At 43.5% G+C, this 317-nt stretch carries 1 pseudogene; it reads left to right on the top strand.

The annotated features are described in order from the left end of the window. Nucleotides 1–6: 6 nt before the first annotated feature. Nucleotides 7–275: pseudogene (locus CWC04_RS20060) on the top strand (FKBP-type peptidyl-prolyl cis-trans isomerase); the annotation flags it as partial. Between the last annotated feature and the right edge of the window lie 42 nt (nucleotides 276–317).

Raw genomic sequence — 317 nt, forward strand, 5'->3', positions numbered from 1 at the left:
ATGACTATTATCGATGCACCAAACACAGTAGTAAAAATCCATTATTCAGAACAGGATAACGAGTGCAATAACCAATGAAAAATCTTTTGATGGAGAGCCACTGGTTTTTATTATTCGCACAGGCTACTTAATCCCAGTGCTTGAAAATGCACTCCAAGGCAAGCAAGCCGGTGATACATTAAATGAAAAAGTAGAACCTGAAGAAGGCTACGGCGAACGACACGATAACCTGATGGCAAGCGGTGGCTAAGTCGATGTTTGATGGCAGCGAGCTGTAAGTGGTGTAGGAATATAGAGCGTCATCTGCTGAGGGGGCT

The organism is Pseudoalteromonas sp. S2893, assembly GCF_005887105.1.
Classification (GTDB): domain Bacteria; phylum Pseudomonadota; class Gammaproteobacteria; order Enterobacterales; family Alteromonadaceae; genus Pseudoalteromonas; species Pseudoalteromonas atlantica.